This window comes from Bacteroides sp. MSK.20.82, from assembly GCF_019052485.1.
Classification (GTDB): Bacteria; Bacteroidota; Bacteroidia; order Bacteroidales; family Bacteroidaceae; genus Bacteroides; species Bacteroides thetaiotaomicron.
In genome coordinates, this window is the sequence record NZ_JAHQUN010000001.1 from 179,426 (window position 1) to 199,887 (window position 20,462).

20 protein-coding genes and 1 tRNA gene are annotated in these 20,462 nt (G+C 41.8%); 14 read left to right on the forward strand and 7 right to left on the reverse strand.

Annotation, left to right across the window (positions count from 1 at the left end; translation table 11 throughout):
* Positions 1 to 30: 30 nt before the first annotated feature.
* Positions 31 to 633 (reverse strand): TetR/AcrR family transcriptional regulator, encoded by a 603-nt coding sequence (locus KTR07_RS00785; protein ID WP_061473439.1) that lies wholly within the window; start codon positions 631 to 633, stop codon positions 31 to 33.
* 171 nt (positions 634 to 804) lie between these two features.
* On the opposite strand from KTR07_RS00785, the gene KTR07_RS00790 reads away from it, so the two are divergent.
* Together KTR07_RS00790 and KTR07_RS00795 are read left to right on the forward strand one after the other, a co-directional pair.
* Positions 805 to 2,073 carry a pyridoxal phosphate-dependent aminotransferase family protein gene (locus KTR07_RS00790; protein WP_072066545.1) on the forward strand — a complete coding sequence of 423 codons (1,269 nt, stop codon included), beginning with the start codon at positions 805 to 807 and terminating at the stop codon, positions 2,071 to 2,073.
* Positions 2,048 to 3,259 (forward strand): hypothetical protein, encoded by a 1,212-nt coding sequence (locus KTR07_RS00795; protein WP_070750357.1) that lies wholly within the window; start codon positions 2,048 to 2,050, stop codon positions 3,257 to 3,259. The genes KTR07_RS00790 and KTR07_RS00795 overlap by 26 nt, the downstream gene beginning before the upstream one ends.
* Before the next feature lie 696 nt (positions 3,260 to 3,955).
* Here the strand turns inward: KTR07_RS00795 and galB are convergent.
* Positions 3,956 to 6,403: a beta-galactosidase GalB gene (gene galB, locus KTR07_RS00800; RefSeq protein WP_008766868.1), complete on the reverse strand. Its 2,448-nt coding sequence runs from the start codon at positions 6,401 to 6,403 to the stop codon at positions 3,956 to 3,958.
* A gap of 124 nt (positions 6,404 to 6,527) precedes the next feature.
* Between galB and KTR07_RS00805 the strand changes: the two genes are divergently transcribed.
* The 4 genes from KTR07_RS00805 to KTR07_RS00820 all read left to right on the forward strand — a co-directional run bounded on the left by KTR07_RS00805 (position 6,528) and on the right by KTR07_RS00820 (position 9,606).
* Positions 6,528 to 7,079, forward strand: a complete 552-nt coding sequence (locus tag KTR07_RS00805; protein ID WP_008760389.1) for a DUF4738 domain-containing protein — start codon at positions 6,528 to 6,530, stop codon at positions 7,077 to 7,079.
* Positions 7,080 to 7,214: 135 nt separating this feature from the next.
* Positions 7,215 to 8,393, forward strand: a complete 1,179-nt coding sequence (locus KTR07_RS00810; RefSeq protein ID WP_016268175.1) for a heparin lyase I family protein — start codon at positions 7,215 to 7,217, stop codon at positions 8,391 to 8,393.
* A 223-nt stretch (positions 8,394 to 8,616) separates the two neighbouring features.
* Complete coding sequence (locus KTR07_RS00815; protein WP_062695288.1) at positions 8,617 to 9,060, forward strand: PepSY-like domain-containing protein; 444 nt, start codon at positions 8,617 to 8,619, stop codon at positions 9,058 to 9,060.
* Between the two features lie 45 nt (positions 9,061 to 9,105).
* The gene (locus KTR07_RS00820; protein ID WP_008760392.1) at positions 9,106 to 9,606 is read left to right on the forward strand and encodes a PepSY-like domain-containing protein; all 501 of its coding nucleotides are present in this window, start codon (positions 9,106 to 9,108) and stop codon (positions 9,604 to 9,606) included.
* 52 nt (positions 9,607 to 9,658) lie between these two features.
* Here KTR07_RS00820 and KTR07_RS00825 read toward each other — a convergent pair whose 3' ends face one another.
* The 3 genes from KTR07_RS00825 to KTR07_RS00835 all read right to left on the reverse strand — a co-directional run bounded on the left by KTR07_RS00825 (position 9,659) and on the right by KTR07_RS00835 (position 14,527).
* Complete coding sequence (locus tag KTR07_RS00825) at positions 9,659 to 10,867, reverse strand: L-serine ammonia-lyase (protein WP_022470187.1); 1,209 nt, start codon at positions 10,865 to 10,867, stop codon at positions 9,659 to 9,661.
* Between the two features lie 17 nt (positions 10,868 to 10,884).
* Complete coding sequence (gene corA, locus KTR07_RS00830; RefSeq protein WP_008760394.1) at positions 10,885 to 11,937, reverse strand: magnesium/cobalt transporter CorA; 1,053 nt, start codon at positions 11,935 to 11,937, stop codon at positions 10,885 to 10,887.
* An 88-nt stretch (positions 11,938 to 12,025) separates the two neighbouring features.
* Complete coding sequence (locus KTR07_RS00835) at positions 12,026 to 14,527, reverse strand: endonuclease MutS2 (RefSeq protein ID WP_070750361.1); 2,502 nt, start codon at positions 14,525 to 14,527, stop codon at positions 12,026 to 12,028.
* A gap of 132 nt (positions 14,528 to 14,659) precedes the next feature.
* Between KTR07_RS00835 and KTR07_RS00840 the strand changes: the two genes are divergently transcribed.
* The 8 genes from KTR07_RS00840 (at position 14,660) to KTR07_RS00875 (ending at position 19,372) form a co-directional block, all read left to right on the forward strand.
* A tRNA-Ser gene (locus KTR07_RS00840) sits at positions 14,660 to 14,744 on the forward strand.
* A 274-nt stretch (positions 14,745 to 15,018) separates the two neighbouring features.
* The gene (locus KTR07_RS00845; RefSeq protein ID WP_011107088.1) at positions 15,019 to 16,251 is read left to right on the forward strand and encodes a site-specific integrase; all 1,233 of its coding nucleotides are present in this window, start codon (positions 15,019 to 15,021) and stop codon (positions 16,249 to 16,251) included.
* Between the two features lie 76 nt (positions 16,252 to 16,327).
* On the forward strand, positions 16,328 to 16,834 hold the full coding sequence (locus tag KTR07_RS00850; protein WP_117981695.1) for an ORF6N domain-containing protein: 507 nt from the start codon (positions 16,328 to 16,330) through the stop codon (positions 16,832 to 16,834).
* 258 nt (positions 16,835 to 17,092) lie between these two features.
* On the forward strand, positions 17,093 to 17,545 hold the full coding sequence (locus KTR07_RS00855) for a RadC family protein (RefSeq protein ID WP_117981696.1): 453 nt from the start codon (positions 17,093 to 17,095) through the stop codon (positions 17,543 to 17,545).
* A 298-nt stretch (positions 17,546 to 17,843) separates the two neighbouring features.
* Positions 17,844 to 18,377, forward strand: a complete 534-nt coding sequence (locus KTR07_RS00860; protein ID WP_117981697.1) for an antirestriction protein ArdA — start codon at positions 17,844 to 17,846, stop codon at positions 18,375 to 18,377.
* 43 nt (positions 18,378 to 18,420) lie between these two features.
* Positions 18,421 to 18,633, forward strand: coding sequence for a hypothetical protein (locus KTR07_RS00865; protein ID WP_044166134.1), 213 nt, complete (start codon positions 18,421 to 18,423; stop codon positions 18,631 to 18,633).
* 24 nt (positions 18,634 to 18,657) lie between these two features.
* The gene (locus KTR07_RS00870; protein WP_117981698.1) at positions 18,658 to 18,873 is read left to right on the forward strand and encodes a DUF3873 domain-containing protein; all 216 of its coding nucleotides are present in this window, start codon (positions 18,658 to 18,660) and stop codon (positions 18,871 to 18,873) included.
* Between the two features lie 19 nt (positions 18,874 to 18,892).
* Entirely contained in the window at positions 18,893 to 19,372 is a 480-nt protein-coding gene (locus tag KTR07_RS00875; RefSeq protein ID WP_117981699.1) for a hypothetical protein, read from the forward strand.
* A gap of 300 nt (positions 19,373 to 19,672) precedes the next feature.
* Here the strand turns inward: KTR07_RS00875 and KTR07_RS00880 are convergent, their stop codons facing one another.
* Positions 19,673 to 19,990, reverse strand: a complete 318-nt coding sequence (locus tag KTR07_RS00880; protein ID WP_117981700.1) for a hypothetical protein — start codon at positions 19,988 to 19,990, stop codon at positions 19,673 to 19,675.
* Positions 19,991 to 20,002: 12 nt separating this feature from the next.
* Complete coding sequence (locus KTR07_RS00885; RefSeq protein WP_117981701.1) at positions 20,003 to 20,452, reverse strand: DUF3872 domain-containing protein; 450 nt, start codon at positions 20,450 to 20,452, stop codon at positions 20,003 to 20,005.
* Between the last annotated feature and the right edge of the window lie 10 nt (positions 20,453 to 20,462).

The following is a 20,462-nucleotide window of genomic DNA, read 5'->3' on the forward strand; positions in this document are numbered from 1 at the left end:
ACCGTTGGTACAATAAAGTATATAGTTGCGTTATTTTTTTATTAATTGATAAATCTGCATAAATTCCCTCTTCAACTGATCAATTTTGTATCCGTCTTCATGAACGACTCCTGCAAAAGATGTTCCCAAATATATATTCTGAAATAAATCAACAAATAGCTCTATGTTGATATCATCTTTGATTTCTTTTTTAGAAATAGCATTTTTTAAAACGATTTCCCAAGTGTTCTTTTCCTTGCACAGCCATTCATTGGCGATTTCTCTCATTTTGGGCAATATATAGAAAGCGGATATTTCAATGTTTAACATTGCATTATTGACATTTGATATTCCAATCTCTAGCATCTCATCCTTTTCTTTTTGGCAAGTTTCAATAAATTGAGTGATAAAAAGGCTTAAGTTTGAGTGAAATTTCTCTGAGAGATTGGAAACGCTGTTGCGATCAAAGATAAACTTATTAACAACATTTAAAAATAAATTTTCTTTTGTTTTAATATGATATAATATTGCACCACGACTTAATCCTGTTACTTCCTCTAAATCGGCAAATGTTACTCTATCATATGGCTTATGGGCGAATAATTTGAAAGCTTCGATTAGTAGCCTATTTTTTGTTGGTTTTCCGTCTCGCATATTTTTTAATTATCAGTATGTTCTGTTTGCAAATATACTGATAATTAATAGAAAACAACTAAGAAAATATATACTTTTTAATATAAACAACCTTGATAACAACATTTATAGAAAAAAGTTATATATTTGTACCGTATATACTGTATAACGCACGAAACAATACACTGAGATATGAGCTACATTGTAAATTTAACGGGAAATAGAACCAGCAAAGATGGATCTATCATGGGTAAAGTCCATGATTTCAAGGAAGAAATGGCATTGCATGAGCAAAGCGAGTTGAATGTTTATAGAAAACATCCACAATTGACTGCTTGTGATAGACGTGTAACAGTTTATAATCGCCATACTCAACAAAAAGTGCAAGCTATTATGTTCGGATCAAACAGTTACTTGGGTGCAACTATCTTTCCTGAAGCAATTCAGAAGGCCATCGAAGTAACTAAAGAGTTTGGCATAGGATCAGGTGGTGTTCCTTTATTAACTGGAACATCCATATATCAAGAAGAATTGGAAAAACTTATTGCTAAAATATCAGGAATGGATGATACTATCCTTTTTTCTTCTGGATATACAGCTAACTTAGGAGTTATTTCAGGACTAATACGTCCAAATAATCTTATCATACATGATAAACTTGATCACGCCAGCTTGCTTGATGGCACTGTTATGTCCGGTGCAAAAATGATAAGATACAAACATGGTGATATCAATGATTTGGAAAGACTGTTAAAAGATAATAGTCCTCAATATCCCAATGGTATACTGGTTGTTACAGATGGGGTATTTAGTATGGATGGCGATATAGCAAAACTTCCACAAATTCTGGAGATAACAAGGAAATATGATGCTATCTTGCTTGTCGATGAAGCGCATGCAACAGGGGTAATAGGGGACAAAGGTGCTGGTACATTGTCACACTATGGGATTACTGATAGAAAAAATATAATTTTAACCGGAACATTAAGTAAGGCAATCGGAACGGTGGGGGGGTATATAACGGCTTCACAAGATGTTATTGATTATCTACGGATATATGCAAGAAGTAATATGTTCTCAACTTCATTGCCGCCAAGTGTATGTGCAGCAGCTATTGAGGTAATAAAAGTGATGCAAAGTACAGAAATTGTAGAGCACTTAAAACAAAATGCTGAATATCTACAAAATAAATTGAAAAGCGAAGGGTTTAATATAATGAATACTGAGACTCCCATTATTCCTTTGGTCGTAGGAGACCAAGCTATACTAACTCAATTGGCAAAGGATGCTTTTGATAGTGGATTCATTATAAATCCAATTTTTCCACCGGCTGTACCAGCGAATTTGACGAGGTTTAGAATAAGTGTAATGGCAAGTCATACACAGAAAGATATGGATATGTTGGTTGAATTAATCATTAAACTGTTTGAAAAGTATGACATTTCAAGATTTGTCAAATAACTACTCTATAAAATGGAGTACATCTGTTAATGATATTACTTTATCTGATTGGGAAGATATATTCGGCAAAAGTATAATTAAAAGTCAACGGTTTTTCATATCTATTGAAAAATCCGATTTTCAGCAAATTACAATTTATTATTTACAAATATTTGAACATGGGACTGTCGTTGCAATAGTTCCATGCTTTAGTTATGAAATAGACATCTTAAATCTTACCACATCTCCAATGGTAAAGGCTGTGGTAAAAAAGATAAGAAAAGTCTATATTGATTTTTTCAAGATTAGAGCCTTTGTTACAGGAACATATGCTTCTAGCTGTGAACATTTTATAGAGTATAAAACAACTTTGTCTGCAGAAAAAAGGCAGATTGTCTTTGATTTAGTAAGGAAGCAATTGAAAAATAAGTGTAGACAGACAAAATCGAAGTTTGTCTTCATTAAAGATATCAGAGGGCGTAATATTGATTCAATAAAAAAAATATTAGGTCATGATTTTTACTTTTTTTCATCGTTTCCAACAAATGTTATTCCAGTATTAAGTAGCCATAAATACCCAGAGATGTTAAAAAGCAAATACAGGAAAAGATTTCAGGATTCGCAAAAAGCATTTAATGAGAATTTCATGTGGGAGATATCGACCGATTTTGCAAATCAAACATTATTGTTTACGGAGTTATATAACAATGTGTTAAACAAAGCAGAAAACAAATTTGAATTTTTAAATGTAACCTTCTTTGAAAACCTAAATATGCTGTTCTCTTCCAAATCTTTTTTATTGATAGCTAAAGACAAGTTAGGGGAAGTAAGATTGATGACCTTAATTCTTGAAGATGCAAAAAGCCTTATTCCTCTTTACATGGGGATTAAATATAAAACAGATGATACTAGGGTATTATACATAACTGCATTAGGAAGAATGGTAGAGGAAGCGGAAATTAGACATAAAGATTATGTAGATTTAGGCCAGACAAGTTACTATCCCAAAGTACTGTCTGGAGCATTTGTGGAAGATATATATTATGGATTTTGGTCAAATCACTATTTATTAAAATGGTTAATCAAAAATGTATTTCCACGAATATTTATTCGGCAGCATATACCAGGAAACGTTTATTTAGAGCCATACAAACAAGTGGTATATGATGTGTTAGAAAGTAAGGGATTTGTCTTGCTAAACAAATGATAATATATATGCCACTAAGAAAATGACTGTTGTCACTTATTGGTGGCAAATATAGACTCAAAAAAATAAGGATAATCAAAGAGGATACAGTCTTCATAATGGCCAGCAGTATAATACAGTTCTACTTAGGGATATTCAGTAAATGTCCTTATTTTCTATAAATGGAGAGAGGAGTATTAATTTTTAGAGACTTTTCTCTTCATTTTTTTGTGCAGATCCCAATTTTCTTCCTTTTTTGATAATATTATTTACATATCTGTATCTTCCACCCTGAAGTTATGGCATAGGGGTATAAACTGGTTCCATCCATTATATACAGCATCAGTAAGAAACCGCTTGATAAGTTTCCACTGCTTGAAACTAGAGTTCCATCGGTGAGAAACTGCAGTTTCATTAGTAAGAAACCATAGTTCCAAAGGCTTGAAACTAAAAGTTTCGAGCGTATGAAACCAAAGTTTCAAGCAATGGGAACTATAGTTTCAAATAGGGAAACGAACTTGGCTTACTATCAGTAGAAGTGCAGAGGGTAGCTAAAATGAAATAGCAACGTGTGACAGCAGTGTGACGACAATACTTGCCATCACACTGCTGTCACACGTTGCTGTCACGGTCTTATGATTTAATTATCAGACTATTATCACTCGTTTGGTGACAGGTGACAGCAATTTTTCAAATATATTTCTTTATGTAGACCGATTATTTCGTCAGAAGACGGATACTTCCTGCTTTCACTCCGCCGGCTTTGGCAGTCAGAATAATTTCTCCGGCTGTTTCATTTGTTTGTACGATAGCTGTAAGCATTCCGTTGAAAGCGTGCATCTTCGGAAGATGGAACAGGTCGAGACTCGTGGGGTCACCGTTGGCTCCGGCACGGTATTTTCCGGCACCTTTGACGGAGAAGTTGATCAGACGACTGTCGGCAGGGCAGAGGTTGCCGTCTTTGTCCACCACTTTCACTGTCACATAAGCGAGGTCTTTGCCGTCTGCCGTCAGTTCGTTCCGGTTGCTGACCAGTTCGATGTGATGAGGCTTGCCTGCGGTGCGTACACTCTTTTCTGCTACTGCTTTTCCGTCTTTATCGTAGGCTACTACTTTCACTTCACCCGGTTCATATATGGCATCCATCCACATCAGACGGTAGCGGCTTTTCAGTGAACTGTTGTTCTTGCTTTGTTTACCGTAGCTTTTTCCGTTGATAAACAGTTCGGCAGCAGGGTAGTTGGTGTAAACAAATACCGGAGTTACTTCACCTTCGCGTCCCGGCCATGTCCAATGCGGCAGGATATGCAGTGTTTCCGCTTCCTTATTCCATATGCTGCGATACAAGTAATAGCGGTCTTTGGGGAGACTGGCAAGGTCGATAATACCGAACATGGAACTATGATTGGGCCAGGCATCAGTATCATAAGGGGAAGGCTCACCCAGATAATCGAAGCCGGTCCATACAAACTGTCCGATGGTCCAGTGATGATCGTCCGCCAAAGCGAAGTCCTCATCGGGGATGTTGGACCATGAACATGCCTCTACGTCATAAGAAGAACATTGATGATCATCGTACTGGGCACTTTTCTTATCTTTTACGGGAAACTTGTAGACACCGCGTGAGCTGACGGTGGACGCAGTTTCACTACCCAGAATAAGATTTTGCGGAAGTTTGTCATACGCCTCCTGATAGCGATTGGCGCGGTAGTTCAGACCGGGGATATCGATCATGGCAGCAAATCCGTTGGCTAGAACACAAGTCACTTGGTCCATGCCGCAGGTAACGGGGCGGGTAGGGTCTTCACGGTGGCAGATATCTTGCAGGAACTTGGCTACTTTATATCCTACAGGGCTGCATTGCGTGGGGACTTCATTACCGATACTCCACATCACTACACAGGGATTGTTACGATAGTTGTGCAGCATATTCACCATATCGCGTTCTGCCCATTCGTTGAAGTAACGGTGATATCCGTTTTCACACTTGGCGATGTCCCATTCGTCGAACGGTTCGATCATCATCATGAATCCCATTTCGTCGCACAATTCCACGAGTTCGGGAGCCGGCATATTATGGGAAGTACGAATGGCGTCGCATCCCATATCCTTTAAGAGTGTGAGCTGGTGGCGAAGTGCCGCTACGTTGATGGCCGCACCCAGCGGACCTAAGTCATGGTGGTTGCATACACCTTGGAATTTGCGGTGTTTTCCGTTCAGGTAGAAACCTTTGTCGGCAATGTATTCAATGCTGCGGATACCGAAGCGGGTAGAGTATGTATCTACCAGTTGGTTGTCTGCGTACACTTTCGATACAGCCTTGTAAAGAGCGGGGCTTTCCGGCGACCAGAGTTGAGGCGCGTTGACGATGAAGTTTTGTTCAAACGGCTGCCCGTGATTGATGCGGCCTTTGTTTTCTTTGCGGGTCACTACCTTTCCATCCGGTGACAGGATTTCTGTCTCTATACGGATTTCTGTCTTTTCGCTGGCATTCTCTATCTTGGTTTGCAGGCGTACGGCGGCAAATTCATCACTGACATGCGGGGTAGTAATCTGCGTGCCCCATACCGGAATGTGTACTTTTTCCGTCACGATCAAGTGGACGTTGCGGTACAGACCTGCTCCCGGATACCAGCGTGAAGACTGGGGGCGGTTTTCGAGGCGTACCGCCAGTGTATTGTTCTTTCCGTCTTTATTCAGGAAAGGGGTGACGTTGCAATGGAAAGAGTTGTAGCCGAAGGGCCAGAAGCAAGCCTCCTGTCCGTTGACGTATACACGCGCTTCACTCATTGCTCCGTCGAACAGGAGAGTGACTTCTTTGTCGGCGGGAACGTCGAAGCTGGTGCGATACCATCCGGTTCCGACATAAGGCAGTCCTCCGGTACGTCCGGTTTTCAGTGATGCCTTCTTCTCAAAGTTCTGTGTGACTGCTACGTTTTGCAGGTCGTTGTTCATGTCGAAAGGTCCGAAGATGGCCCAGTCATGCGGGATAACGACCGATTCCCATTTAGTATCATTGTAGTCAGTCTGCACAGCTTCCGGAAAATCTCCTTTACTGAATTTCCAGTTCTTTTCGAGCAGCGTCTCGCTGCGCTGTGCCTGTAGCATACAGGCTGCGCTCATCAAAAGTACAGTAAACAACTGTTTCTGGTGTTTCATGTTCATTCTCACTTTTCGGGTATATAAATAAGGATTGGATTACAAATGTAGGAAAAATGTCGGTTACACTTGTAAATCTCCCCGTCTTTTTGTTCCTTTGCTCTATATTTATAAAACAGAATAGTTCGGAATGAAAAAACTAATTTATCTGCTTTTGTTACCATTGGCTCTGGCAGTGGCAGCCTGTGGCGGTAAGAACGGAAGTTCAAATAAAGAATCGGTATTGGCAAGGCAAGACAGTGTAGATGCTCACGGGTTGCAGCGTATGCAAAGTTCAAAAGCTGAAACTGATATTAAGTTTAAGGGAAGAGACTATCATTCGCTGGTTTCGCGTACTCCTGACGAAAGTCTGCCTCACGTCTCCAATGAGATGGGGGATACGTATGTAGACAATAAAATAGTGTTGCGCATCACCCGGGGAAGTGAAAACGTACTCAACAAGACATTTACGAAGAACGACTTTTCATCGGTAGTCGACGCGAAATTCCTTTCAAAATCCATACTTGAAGGAATCGTATATGACAAGACCACACCGGAGGGAATTGTCTACGCCGCCAGTGTGTGCTATCCGCAGACCGATTTGTATGTTCCGCTTTCCATCACTGTAACGGCCGATGGAAAAATGAGCATAAAGAAAGTAGATATGTTGGAAGACGATTATACGGAAGAAACACCTGAATAGACTTGTGAATGGGGATATAAGACGTTTCTGACAGAAGAATTGCACAAATGTGAAAGCATTTGAGACAAACGAAAGGCAGCCGTAAGGGTTGCCTTTCGTATTTTTGCACCGTCGATAAACTTAATACCGGATAGAATGAAAAAATACATTTTGGTTATTTATATGATGGCGGCAGGATGCACGATGCTGACTGCTCAGACTAAAAATACGCAAACACTGATGCCACTCACCGAACGGGTAAACGTACAGGCTGACTCTGCACGTATCAACCAGATTATTGACGGTTGCTGGGTAGCTGTCGGGACGAATAAACCTCATGCCATTCAGCGTGATTTTACCAACCTGTTTGATGGCAAGCCCTCCTATCGCTTTGAACTCAAAACCGAAGACAATACACTGGAAGGTTATGCGAAAGGAGAAACGAAAGGACGTGCCGAGTTTTCATATTGCTATGCAACTTCCGACGATTTCAGGGGATTACCTGCCGACGTTTATCAGAAAGCACAGATCACAAAGACAGTTTATCATCACGGGAAGGGAGCTTGTCCGCAAGGAAGTTCCCGCGACTATGAGTTTTCGGTTTTTATTCCTTCTTCTTTAGACAGCAATGTCTCCACCATCTTTGCCCAATGGCACGGAATGCCCGACCGGACGCTGGTCCAGACTCCTCAGGGCGAGGTGAAGAAACTGACTGTTGACGAATTTGTAGAACTGGAAAAAACGACCTTCTTCAAAAAGAATGTCGGACACGAAAAAGTGGCCAGACTGGATAAACAAGGCAATCCTGTGAAAGATAAAAATGGAAAACCTGTATATAAGGCAGGAAAACCCAACGGATGGTTGGTTGAACAGGGAGGATACCCGCCATTGGCATTCGGATTTTCCGGAGGACTGTTTTATATCAAAGCAAACTCCGACCGTAAATGGCTGACAGACAAAGATGACCGTTGCAATGCAAACCCGGGAAAGACGCCCGTTATGAAACCGCTGACTTCTGAATACAAGGCATCCACCATTGCCTACAAATTACCTTTTGCCGATTTCCCGAAAGACTGCTGGATTACTTTCCGTGTCCATATCGACTGGACGGTCTATGGCAAGGAAGCGGAAACGATTGTGAAACCGGGGATGCTGGATGTACGGATGGATTATCAGGAGCAAGGTAAGAAAGTGAGCAAACACATTGTCGATAATGAGAAGATTCTGATTGGACGTAACGACGAAGACGGGTATTACTTTAAGTTCGGAATTTACCGCGTAGGTGATAGTACCGTTCCCGTTTGCTACAATCTCGCAGGATATTCGGAAAGATAAATAGGTAAATAGTTAAGGTTAAAAGTTAAGGTGAAGAGAGAGCGATCCGGATGTTCCTGAGTGGGCATCCGGATCTTTTTTATGGGGTAAATTCAAGACTGAAAGTTAAAGAACACAAAAAAGAATGTGATCTCTGGTTATTCCCAAATCTTTCCTAAATCTGTATCGTTATTTGCAGTATAAAACTTATCAGATATAGTATTAACTAAAAAGAATAACGATTATGAAGAAAATTTTATCTTTGCTTGTGATGGCTATTGTAGCTATACAGTTCTCATTTGCCGGCGATGTGATTACAAAGGATATGAATCAGCTACCGCTTCCGGCACGCAACTTTATCAACCGTCATTTTACCAAACCTCAGGTGGCTCATATCAAGATTGATAAAGATCTGTTGGAGTCTGCCAAGTATGAAGTGTTATTGACGGACGGTACGGAAATAGATTTTGATAGCAAAGGTAACTGGGAGGAAGTAAGTGCTAGTAAAGGGCATGCAGTTCCGGCAAGTGTTGTTCCTTCGTTTGCTGTCAGTTATCTGAAAGAGCATAACTTCACAGAGCCTGTGACAAAAGTGGAGCGTGACCGGAAAGGATATGAAGTGGAATTAAGTACCGGCGTTTCTTTCAAGTTCGACAAGAAAGGAAAATTCCTGGAAGCGGATGATTGATGATTAAATGAAAATATGATATAACCTAAATCCTAAGAATTAATTATGTTGAAGTTTAAGTTTGGCGCATGGGCAGTCGTTTTAATGCTGACTGCCTTTTCTTTCAGCGCATGTGATGATAATGATGATGAAACGTATAATCCGCCTGCCAATATCACAGAGGCATTGAAGCAACTATATCCGAATGCCCAGAATGTGGAGTGGGAGATGAAAGGAGATTATTATGTAGCTGACTGCTGGGTGACTGGTGACGAACTGGATGTCTGGTTCGATGCGAATGCCAACTGGGTGATGACGGAAAACGAACTGGATAGTATCGATCAGTTAGTACCTGCCGTTTATACCGGTTTCCGTAATTCCAACTACAGTTCATGGGTAGTGACCGATGTGTTTGTATTGACGTATCCGCAGCATCCTACTGAGTCCGTGATTCAGGTGAAACAGGGAAATCTGAGATTTGCACTGTACTTTTCGCAGGAAGGAGGCTTGTTGCATGAAAGGGATATCACCAATGGCGATGATACGAATTGGCCGGTTATGGAGTAGAATTAGTTATGTACAGAGGAATGTGGACAGACACTCCTCTGTAGTCATTATATTACATTTGTTGATAATCTTTGGCCAGTCCTCCTTCGCTGGTTTCCTTATACAGTGAGGGCAGGTCATGTCCGGTTTGTTTCATTACCTGTACCACTTTGTCGAAAGAAACACGGTGCATACCGTCTGTAAAGGCTGAATAAAGATTGGCATCCAGTGCACGGGCGGCAGCATAAGCATTCCGCTCGATACAAGGGATTTGAACGAGACCGCATACGGGGTCGCAAGTCATCCCCAGGTGGTGTTCCAGCCCCATTTCCGCAGCATATTCAATCTGTGCCGGACTTCCTCCGAATAATTGATTGGCTGCTGCTGATGCCATCGCGCAGGCAACGCCGACTTCTCCCTGACATCCTACTTCCGCACCGGAGATGGACGCATTGAACTTGACAATGTTTCCAATTAGCCCAGCTGTAGCCAAGGCGCGAAGAATCCGCATGTCACTGAAGTCACGGCTTTTTTGTAAATGATAAAGTACTGCCGGCATCACTCCGCAGGAACCACAGGTAGGGGCAGTCACGATCTTTCCACCGGAAGCGTTTTCTTCGCTGACTGCCAGTGCGTAAGAGAAAACGAGTCCTCTGGATTGCAGAGATTGTTTGTATCCGGTAGCACGTATATAATAGGTGGAAGCTTTTCTACGTAAGTTCAGCGGTCCGGGCAATACACCTTCCGCTTCCAGACCTCGGTGGATAGCGTCTTTCATTGTGTCCCATACTTCTGCCAGATAGTCCCATATATCCTCGTTCTCACATTCCTTGACATACTCCCAATAACTTTTTCCGGTACGTTCACACCATTGCAGGATTTCGGTCATGTTGTTCATGCCGTATACTTCCGGGCTTTCGATTGTCGGGTTGTCATTATTCTCTGCCAAAGCTCCGCCGCCGATACTGTAAACCGTCCAGTTTTCCAATATCTTGTTGTCTGCATCCAGAGCGGCAAACGTCATTCCGTTCGGATGGAAGGGGAGGAAAACTTTGGGTTGCCATACGATTTCTACCGGAGCGGCAGGTTGTAAAGTATCTATGATAGCCACATCCGTCATGTGCCCTTTGCCTGTAGCTGCCAAACTTCCATAAAGGGTTACTTTGAAAGATGCGGCATCCGGGTGACGTTCAACAAACATTTCTGCAGCTTTACGAGGGCCCATTGTATGACTGCTGGAAGGACCTGTGCCGATTCTGTATAATTCTTTTATTGATTTCATGGATGGGTGCGCTTTAGTTAATACCATTTCTTTTTTCTGAAGTACAAATATACAATAATACCGATAACCGCCATTATAATCCAGGCAAATAAATATCCGTACCGCCAGTCCAGTTCGGGCATCCATTTGTAATTCATTCCCCACACACCGACAAGAAACGTTAGCGGGATGAAAATGGTGGATACGATGGTCAGCCGCTTCATGATATCGTTCATTCGTAAATCATTGTTCGAGATATACAGGTCGACTAATGAAGACAGTGTTTCACGGCAGATTTCAATCGTTTGTAATACAAATTGTAAATGGTCGTTCACATCATTGTAGAAGGCACGGTTTACTTTATGTATAAGGAGATTTTCTGCCCGCAACAATTTTACATATTGCTCTTTAAGCGGGAGGATGGCCTTTTTCATCAGCATATATTGGCGGCGCAGCCCCTGAATCTGAATGCCGATGTCATTCTCATTGGTAATCATCAGCAGTTCTTCTTCCAGGTCTTCAAGTGCATCGTCGATGGAAGATATCGTTGAAATGTAGTTCGCCATGATGCTGTTCAGCAATACACTGAGCAGATAATCCGTCAGACGGCTACGGATTTTCAGTATATCGTTTCTCAATGCGGCGTTGATTTCATCAAAGAAATCTGTTTCTTTTTCAAGAAAGGTAAGTACATAGTTATTTCCCAGAATGATGCAGACTTGTTGTTGGAGCAATCCGTCGAGGTCATCATCCTCTTTATGCTCATTGGGATAGAATATTTTCAGGATCAGGACAATATATTTGTCATGCTCTTCTATTTTCGTCGGGTGGTCGGCATTTAATATGTCTTGTAAAACGAGGAAGTCTATTTCAAAATGACTGCAAATCTCACGGATGGTTTCCGTATCTTTCAGCCCGTGTACCTGCAGCCAGTTGATTCGTTCGTTATCCAATGTTTCTTTGACGCTTTGGAAGGTGTCACCGGAACTTTCCTGCATCTCGGTTGCATTGTATGTGCAGAGATGTAAATGGGTGGGGGTAAGGCTGTCCCCTGTGTAAATAAGCTTTTCGCTTAACAGATTATTCTTCATGCTTTATTCTCGTTTTAGAAAACCACTGTAACACAAAGGTAGTGGTTTTCTAAATGAGAACAAGTTCTTCGATCGTTTTGTTTACAGATTAGTCAAAATCGACTACCGTAATTCCGGCACCTCCGAACTGGACATGCTCGTCTGCATAATGACTGACGCCCGGTACGGTGGACAGGTATTGGCGGATGAGTGTACGGAGTATTCCGGTTCCTGTTCCGTGAAGGATACGAACGCGGTCCATGCCGACAAGGATGGCATCGTCCACGAAATAAGTGATGGCTTGCAGAGCCTCGTCACCACGCATCCCCCGTACATCAATATCTTGCTTGAAATTAAGCTTCTTCTCGTACATCTGGTCATGTGTCTGACTGCTGACAAACGTACTTTTGGCTATTCCTTCCGTCTTGGGGGCAGCGTTGCTTCGTTCCAGACGGTCCAGTTTCACCGTAGTTTTAATGCTTCCGAAAGCGACGGTTGCATTTTTACCATTGATTTCCATGACCTGCCCGATGCTTGTCTGTCCCTTGATCTTTACGTTCTCACCAACGGTGATAGGCATTACTTTAGGGGTAGCGGCTGTCTGTGATGCGGCAGTTTTCGGTTCGTTTTTCTTGTTTTTCTTCCGTTCCTGCTTCTCCTTCAGCTTCTCCATTTTGCGGGCAATCTTTTCCTCTTGTTCTTTGGAAGTCATTGTTTCCAGAGAAGTACGGAAATCGTTCAGCTCCTGGCGCACCAGGCGGGTCTTTTCTTTTTCGGCCTGAGCTTCTTTAATCGTACGGATGGTATTTTCAATGCGGGCGTTCGATTCCTGCAACATTCGTTCAGCTTCTTCTTTAGCCTGTCTGATAATCTCCTTCCGTGATTTTTGCAACTCTTCCATTTCCGTCTGATAACGGGCGATGGTGTCTTCCATGTGTTTTTCCCGTTGGCGGATCGTTTGTCGTTTCCCTTCCCAGTAGCGCTTGTCGCGTACAATGTCCTGAAGATATTTATCGGCATTGATGTACTCGCTTCCTACAATTTCCGAAGCATCTGCAATTACATCTTCCGGCAATCCGATTTTCCGGGCAATCTCTACGGCAAATGAACTGCCCGGATTTCCGATCTGTAGTTGAAAGAGTGCCTGCATCAAATGGCGGTCGTAGAGCATGGCGCCGTTGACTACTCCTTCATGATCTTCGGCAAAATGCTTCAGATTCTGATAGTGAGTCGTTATTACTCCGAACGTTCCTTTCTGATTGAAACGTTTCAGCACAGCTTCGGCGATGGCTCCTCCGATCTGTGGTTCCGTACCTCCTCCGAACTCGTCGATCAGGATGAGGCTGCGTTCATTGCAGCTTTTCATCATGATTTTCATGTTGGTCAGGTGCGAAGAATAAGTACTCAGGTCATCTTCGATGGACTGTTCGTCACCGATATCGATGAAGATACTGCTGAACATACCTGCATGACTGCGTTCGTGCAAAGGAATCAGCATACCGCATTGCAACATATATTGCAGCAAACCGACTGTTTTTAGACAGACAGACTTACCTCCGGCATTCGGACCGGAAATGATAAGGATACGCTGCTTTTGGTTTAGTTCTATATCCAGCGGAACTACTTTTTTCCCATGTTTGGCTAAAGACAGTTGCAGTAAGGGATGCACTGCCATTGTCCAATCCAATAGCTGTTTCTTTTCTACTGTCGGTTTCAGACTGTTGGTCTGTATGGCAAAATAACTTTTCGCACGGATAAAGTCAATTTCTGCCAGAAACTCATACGACTGAAGAATATCCGGAATAGACGGGCGCAGTATAGTTGAAAACTCTGTAAGGATACGAATGATTTCCCGTCGTTCATCCCCTTCGAGTTCACGAATACGGTTGTTGGCTTCTACCACCTCTGCCGGTTCGATGAATACGGTCTTTCCACTTGCCGATTCATCGTGCACGATACCTTTGATCTTTCGTTTTAATCCCGGAGCGACAGGAATAACGAGACGACCGTCACGCATGGTCGGAGCTACGTCTTTGTCTACATAGCCTTCAGACTGTGCATTGCGTAGGATACTGTTTAATGATCGGGAGATACTTCCCATCGTATTGGACAGTTCCCGACGGATACGGGCCAGTTCGCTGGACGCATTGTCTTTTATTTTTCCATATTTATTAAGGATACCGTCTATCTTGCCAATCAGTTGGGGGAATACGGCAATGTCTCCTGCCAACCGCTTCAGGCTGGGGTAGGGTACATCGTTTTCCTCCTCTTCTTCATTCCGGTGTAGAAAACGTACGATATCACGAATAGTCTCTAATGAACGGCGTAGGTCAAATAGTTCTTGTTCGTCCAAATACATGCCTTCTATCCGTACCCGTTTTAGTGATGGGCGGACATCGAAGAAGAATTGATCGGGAAATCCGTCTTCTTCCTGAATGATGCGCACAAATTCTGTTACCTGGTTCAGTTTCTCTTCCACTTCTTCAAATTGCTCGGAAAAGCTCATGTCTGAAACCCGTTCTTCGCCTAAAGTGCTGAGACACTTGTCTTTCAGTAACTGCCTTATTTGGTCGAATCCTATCTTTTGCTCAAAATTTTGAGGATATATCATGTCTTTATACTTATTATAGGCTGCAAAAATACGATTATTTCGCGAAAAAAATGTCAGATTGTTTGCAGATTTAAAAATGATTCGTACCTTTGCACCGCTTTCAACGGAAAGCACTTCTGATAAAGGAGTTTTGGAGAGGTGGCAGAGTGGTCGATTGCGGCGGTCTTGAAAACCGTTGTACTGCGAGGTACCCGGGGTTCGAATCCCTGTCTCTCCGCAGAACCTACTGGACAAAATAGGACAGTAAGAGGTCAAAAACCTACAAATCAGCGATTTGTAGGTTTTTTTATTGCCTATAAGTCTTGTTTCCAAGACAACAAAAGGACTGTAAAAGACATAGTTTCGTTACTAAATCGTTACCTATTCCCGACCGGACAAAAACGGTAACGATTTGTCCCGAAATGACCACAGGAAGTCCGAATTTGTCCACCATCTATCTATCTCACATTTAATAAGTTATTAGTAGTTTTGCAACTTAAAAATGTGAGGTTATGAAGAGTACATTTAAAGTCCTTTTCTATTTAAAGAAAGGCTCTGAAAAAAAGAACGGTGAAGTTATGATTATGGCAAGAATTACCATTGACGGTAAACTTTGCCAGTTCAGCACAAAACAAAGCATTTTGCCTGATAGCTGGAATATCGCAGCAGGAAAAGCCAAAGGTAAGGATGCAGGTAAAATCAATGCTTTATTAGATGATATAAAAGCATCCCTGAACAATATCTACCACGAACAACAACGGCGTGACAATTATGTAACAGCCGAAAAGGTGAAGAATGAATTTTTGGGACACAGTGAGAAACACGAAACCGTCCTTACCCTTTTCAAAAAGCACAATGATGATGTTAAGCAGTTGGTCGGCATATCTAAAACGATTGCTACCTACCGTAAATATGAAGTGACCCGCCGCCATCTTGCCGAGTTCATCCAAAGCAAATATAATGTATCGGATTTTGCGATAAATGAAATAACACCGATGTTCATTACAGACTTCGAGTTATATTTGCGTACTACCTGTAAATGTGGTTATAACACGACCGCCAAGTTCATGCAGTTTTTCAAACGTATCATCCTGATTGCCCGTAATAATGGCATTTTGATAGGCGACCCATTCGCCAGTTATAAAATACGTTTGGAAAAAGTGGATAGGGGTTACTTGTCAGAGGATGAAATAAAAATCATCCTTAAAAAGAAGATGGTTTCTGAACGGTTGGAAAATGTCAGAGACTTGTTTATCTTTTCCTGCTTCACAGGTTTGGCTTACATAGATGTTGCCAATCTTACGCAAGACAATATTCGTAAATCCTTTGACGGTAATTTATGGATAATCACCAAACGTCAAAAGACTAATACGGACGTAAATGTTCCTTTGCTGGATATTCCCAAAATGATATTGAAGAAGTATAAAGGTAATTTGCCTGATGGTAAGATACTTCCTGTAATCAGCAATCAGAAATTAAATGCGTATTTGAAAGAAATTGCGGATGTTTGCGGGATTAAAAAGAACTTGACATTTCACCTTGCAAGGCATACTTTTGCTACGACAACTACGCTTGCAAAAGGTGTACCCGTTGAAACTGTTAGTAAGATGCTGGGACACACCAATATAGAAACCACACAGATATACGCCCGCATTACCAATAACAAGATAAGTAACGATATGCAAGGACTTGACAAGAAATTTGTCGGCATTGAAAAAATCTACAAAGAAGTATCTATGAAATAGGTATATAGGGGAACTTATCACAATTTGTGATAAGTCCCTTTATGCTTTCAATTACTCACCATTAAATAATAACATTATGGACTTACAAATCATCCAAAACAAAATCTTTGAGGTCAGAGGTTGCCGGGTCATGCTCGATTTCCATTTGGCAGAACTTTATCAAGTTGAAACAAGAGCTTTGAAACAGGCAGTTAAAAGAAACTTATCCCGTTTTCCCAGTGACTTTGCTTTCCAGCTAACAAAGGATGAATGGCAGGAACTTATCACAAACTGTGATAAGTTCCCTGAAAATATCCGGCACACACCGACCCCGCCTCTTGCATTTTTGGAGCAGGGTGTCGCCATGCTTAGTAGTGTCTTACGCAGTCAGACTGCCATAGACGTGAATATCTCCATCATGCGTGCTTTCGTCCTCATGCGTCAAATGTCAATCGGTTACGAGGAACTTCTTAAACGCATCGAAGAACTGGAACAGAGTACGGATGCACAATTCAGCGAGGTTTACCAAGCACTTACCCAATTACTAAGTAAACCTGACCCAAAGCCACGCAAACCGATAGGATATAGAACCTATGATGAATAACGGTTTAAGGTATTCGGTTGTCTAAGGGGTGTCATCAGTGATACCCCTTTTTCAGTTCCCTAAAGTAATGTATCTCAATCACAAATTTTAGCAAAGTTACAGCCCGGCAGGGACAAATACCTAATCCGAGCCGTTCCGGTTTTCTAAAAAATCTCCACACCTACGGGTCGTATTTTTTGAAAAGATTAGGTTGAAGTCCCCGCCAAACTGTGGGTGTCCGGCAAAATTTCTTATTGTTTAATTTAAAATTCAAGCGTTATGAAAACAACAGAATTTACCATGCCGGAAATCACTATCTCTTATAAAGACAATGTAAAAGCATCCGAAAGAATGAAAATACTTTCTTCTCAAACTTCTTATTCTTACTTAAAACCTTTCTATTCCGAATGTATGGAACACCACGAAGAAAGTTATGTAATGTTCCTCAATCGGGCTAATAAGGCTTTAGGCGTTTCCCTTATCTCTAAAGGCGGCATGGCTGAAACTGTAATGGACGTGAAAATCATCCTGCAAACAGCCTTAAAAGTCCATGCTTCGGGCATAATCCTCTCACATAACCACCCATCGGGCAATCTACGTCCGAGCGAACCGGACAAGCAAATCACCTCAAAAATAAAAGAAGCCTGCAAGGTCTTGGATTTACACCTGTTAGACCATATCATCCTGACAGAAGAAAGCTATTACAGTTTTACAGACGAGGGGCTTTTATAAGCCCTTTTTTTACTCTCTCATTACCCAATACAAAAAGCCTGATGGCTTTTACTTCTATCCTCTTAAACAAGAGAAAAATTTTCCCTAAAACTGATTGGAACATTGTCAAAGGTATATCCGTGCCTGTTACTGTTCAAATTATTTTTTAGAAATCTCCACACCTGCGGGTAGTATTTCATAAATAATAATTTGCCCTGTACCAGTCCCGAACCTTTGAAAAGACAATGTTCCCATTCAGTTAAAGGAAAAATTTATGTGGTGGGCGACAAGCGATGCAAACAATTAAAATTCAAAAGTCATGGAAACAGTAACTTTATCAGAAGCAAGAGTTTATGTAGGTACTTACAACAAGTATAACAGTGGTTCACTTTTCGGCAAGTGGTTAGACCTTTCCGATTATTCGGACAAGGACGAATTTATGGAAGCGTGCCGGGAACTGCACAAGGACGACCAAGACCCGGAATTGATGTTTCAGGATTACGAGAATATCCCGGAAGCCCTGATTTCCGAAAGTTGGCTTTCTGATAAGTTCTTTGAGTTTCGGGATGCCATCGAGAAACTAAGCGAAACCGAGCAGGAAGCGTTTTTTGTATGGTGCGACCACCACAACAGCGATATAAGCGAAGAAGATGCGGACGACCTTATTTCTTCTTTTGAGGACGAATATCAGGGAGAGTATAAAGACGAGGAAGATTACGCCTATGAAATCGTAGAGGAATGTTACGACCTGCCGGAGTTCGCAAAGACCTACTTTGATTATTCGGCTTTTGCCCGTGACCTGTTTATAACTGATTACTGGATGGATAACGGCTTTGTTTTCCGTTGCGCCTGATTATTAACCGGGTGGAGCAATCCACCCACAACACACCAAGACAATGAAAGTATATAATAAGATAACGACTTTTTTACGATGGTTTATACTTGCTTTTATCATCTATCAGGCAGCCACCAGCACCGCCGGAATGTGGATAGCCCTAATCATAGGCTTTTTTATTATCCGTTTTGTTCTCCGGCTGCTTATCTCTGCCGTTTACCTGTTTTTTATGGCATTTATTTTCATTGTGCTGCTCTCACTTCTGATTATCTGATAACTCATTTTAAATTATAGCAATATGGAAACTTTAAACAAAAACGGGGTAAGCATTACCCAAACACCGGGAGAGGAAAAATATGTAAAATGCTGTTTAGGCGCATTTAGGGGACAAATCTATTATCAATATGATTACCGCCATACAGACGGCGAACTGTTCAGCACCCTTGCCAAAACACTTGACGAGTGCCGCAAACGGCGGGATGAATGGATGGCGAAAAAAGAAAAGGTACAATAACAATTTAAAAGTTACATTTATGAAAACGACAGAAGTAAATAAAAGGATTATCGGCAGACGTTGCAAGTGCATATTTACGGGCTTACTGGTAACGGGTATTATTGAAGCCGTAGAAGAAAACGAACATTCCGTGCAGGTGAAAGTACGTTTCGACACGCCGCACCAGTGGGGGGATGAACTTTATTCCTATGACTGGTCTTTCGGACGTAAGACGGACGGTTTCGGGTCTTTGAAATATTTGGAACTGTTGCCCGACGAAACGACATTCGATGCAATGATAGTTACTTTCGGCGACCCTATCGGCACACTGGACGGTATTTTTGAAGATGTGAAAACATGGGGTGTCTGTTCCCTGAAAGGCTGGATAGATAGCTACGAAAGCACCCGTTTCACGCCCATAGACGTAGATAAGGCTGTTATAACGAGTGAATATAATATGGAGTGTGTGAAAGAGTGGTTGGAACATAACACACCCATAAAGGACATTATAATCGGTTAATGAAGAACGGCGGCAAATGCCGCCGCTACTTTCTTTCAGTGAGCCGAAGCGGAAAAAGAAAGATAGCAAAGAAACCTGTTTCCATTCCCTATAAAAAGATAACCCGCCGGGAAATACCCGCCGGATTATCTATCATAACATTACGCATAACGTATCATTCCAATTCTTCGCCCCATAGTTCCTTATCGGTCGGTGCGTATTTCATTTCATGCCAGCACCAGCCACCTACCAACAGGTAAAAGGCAGCCAAAGCCATAAAGAAATTACATATCATAAGGATAGTATATCTGAAACCTGATATTATTCCTCATGGTGCAGAAAGGTTACTTTCAGAACACATACCATTTCTTCATCTTCGGCATCAAATTTCCACGTCCGCTTTTTGACAACCATTTCCGTATCAAAATCGAAATGTTCCAGTACGGGTGCATTATCTTCTTCATCCGCCCACCTGAAAGCCTGATTAGACGGTGTTTTCCTTAATTCCACCCGGTCAAATTGGGAAATGCTTTCTTTATCCACTATCACAATATCACCGACTACCGGAACTGCATCTGTTTTCCATGTGGTATTTACAAAAAATGAAATACCGTTTATATCCAATTCTATTTTAACCATGTCCTTTTTACTTTATTTGTTTTCTTCTTCCTTGTTATTGTCATTGTTAAATGAAAATGTTAATTGCTGTAACGTCCCGAAGCTATCCTGAAAATATACATCTACCGTTTGCTGGTCGGTCGATGCGGAAGTATAGTAAAGCCGGAATGTTTCACTTGGAAGCGGGTACTGGTCATTCGGCAGTAAAACCGTCCCATCGGACATTTTCAGCGTTCCCGCCCCGTCCGGCTGGAAATAGCGGATGAAATATTTTGTTTCCTCATACCGTCCGTCCCGGTGAAGCTGGCAGCGTATTTCTGCCGTTTCACCTACCTTTAATTTCTTCGGAACAGGCATCGTTTCGATACTGAACGGGTAAGACTGCTGTATATCCACGTTGTCACTACACGCACCCACCAATAACAAGGCAACCACCATGTAGCACCCTGTTAGCATCTTATAAATTACATTTCTCATATACATTATATATAAT

Excerpts from the sequence above, each read along its gene's own strand:
- KTR07_RS00785 (WP_061473439.1), bottom strand. The coding sequence starts at position 633 with ATGCGAGACGGAAAACCAACAAAAAATAGGCTACTAATCGAAGCTTTC.
- KTR07_RS00790 (WP_072066545.1), top strand. The coding sequence starts at position 805 with ATGAGCTACATTGTAAATTTAACGGGAAATAGAACCAGCAAAGATGGA.
- KTR07_RS00795 (WP_070750357.1), top strand. The coding sequence starts at position 2,048 with ATGACATTTCAAGATTTGTCAAATAACTACTCTATAAAATGGAGTACA.
- galB (WP_008766868.1), bottom strand. The coding sequence starts at position 6,403 with ATGAACATGAAACACCAGAAACAGTTGTTTACTGTACTTTTGATGAGC.
- KTR07_RS00805 (WP_008760389.1), top strand. The coding sequence starts at position 6,528 with ATGAAAAAACTAATTTATCTGCTTTTGTTACCATTGGCTCTGGCAGTG.
- KTR07_RS00810 (WP_016268175.1), top strand. The coding sequence starts at position 7,215 with ATGAAAAAATACATTTTGGTTATTTATATGATGGCGGCAGGATGCACG.
- KTR07_RS00815 (WP_062695288.1), top strand. The coding sequence starts at position 8,617 with ATGAAGAAAATTTTATCTTTGCTTGTGATGGCTATTGTAGCTATACAG.
- KTR07_RS00820 (WP_008760392.1), top strand. The coding sequence starts at position 9,106 with ATGTTGAAGTTTAAGTTTGGCGCATGGGCAGTCGTTTTAATGCTGACT.
- KTR07_RS00825 (WP_022470187.1), bottom strand. The coding sequence starts at position 10,867 with ATGAAATCAATAAAAGAATTATACAGAATCGGCACAGGTCCTTCCAGC.
- corA (WP_008760394.1), bottom strand. The coding sequence starts at position 11,937 with ATGAAGAATAATCTGTTAAGCGAAAAGCTTATTTACACAGGGGACAGC.
- KTR07_RS00835 (WP_070750361.1), bottom strand. The coding sequence starts at position 14,527 with ATGATATATCCTCAAAATTTTGAGCAAAAGATAGGATTCGACCAAATA.
- KTR07_RS00845 (WP_011107088.1), top strand. The coding sequence starts at position 15,019 with ATGAAGAGTACATTTAAAGTCCTTTTCTATTTAAAGAAAGGCTCTGAA.
- KTR07_RS00850 (WP_117981695.1), top strand. The coding sequence starts at position 16,328 with ATGGACTTACAAATCATCCAAAACAAAATCTTTGAGGTCAGAGGTTGC.
- KTR07_RS00855 (WP_117981696.1), top strand. The coding sequence starts at position 17,093 with ATGAAAACAACAGAATTTACCATGCCGGAAATCACTATCTCTTATAAA.
- KTR07_RS00860 (WP_117981697.1), top strand. The coding sequence starts at position 17,844 with ATGGAAACAGTAACTTTATCAGAAGCAAGAGTTTATGTAGGTACTTAC.
- KTR07_RS00865 (WP_044166134.1), top strand. The coding sequence starts at position 18,421 with ATGAAAGTATATAATAAGATAACGACTTTTTTACGATGGTTTATACTT.
- KTR07_RS00870 (WP_117981698.1), top strand. The coding sequence starts at position 18,658 with ATGGAAACTTTAAACAAAAACGGGGTAAGCATTACCCAAACACCGGGA.
- KTR07_RS00875 (WP_117981699.1), top strand. The coding sequence starts at position 18,893 with ATGAAAACGACAGAAGTAAATAAAAGGATTATCGGCAGACGTTGCAAG.
- KTR07_RS00880 (WP_117981700.1), bottom strand. The coding sequence starts at position 19,990 with ATGGTTAAAATAGAATTGGATATAAACGGTATTTCATTTTTTGTAAAT.
- KTR07_RS00885 (WP_117981701.1), bottom strand. The coding sequence starts at position 20,452 with ATGTATATGAGAAATGTAATTTATAAGATGCTAACAGGGTGCTACATG.